The 246-nt window shown below is 60.6% G+C and carries 1 protein-coding gene; it reads left to right on the top strand.

What is annotated here, in order from left to right; translation table 11 throughout:
- Positions 1-246 (top strand): DNA recombination protein RmuC (gene rmuC / locus AAEY72_RS15945; RefSeq protein ID WP_352311628.1); only part of this gene is annotated, 246 nt, incomplete at both ends.

Below are 246 nucleotides of genomic sequence, written 5' to 3'. Positions count from 1 at the left end.
AAGCAGGAACGCCAGAGCCAGAACGCCCGGGAAATTGCCGAGCGTGCCGGCTGGCTGTATGACAAGTTCGTGCTGTTTATCCAGGACCTGGACGAAGTGGGCAACCGACTGCAACAGTTGGACAAGGCCTACAGCGCGGCACGCAACAAACTGACGGATGGGCGGGGGAACCTGGTCAGCCGTACCGAGCAATTAAGATTGCTCGGCGCCCGCGCCAGTAAGAGCTTGCCGGCAGATCTGCTGGAG

It is taken from the genome of Psychrobacter sp. W2-37-MNA-CIBAN-0211 (assembly GCF_040309405.1).
Classification (GTDB): domain Bacteria; phylum Pseudomonadota; class Gammaproteobacteria; order Pseudomonadales; family Moraxellaceae; genus Psychrobacter; species Psychrobacter glaciei.
The sequence above is the reverse complement of the archived record's forward strand: the minus strand, read 5'-3'. Positions and strand labels throughout refer to the sequence as shown.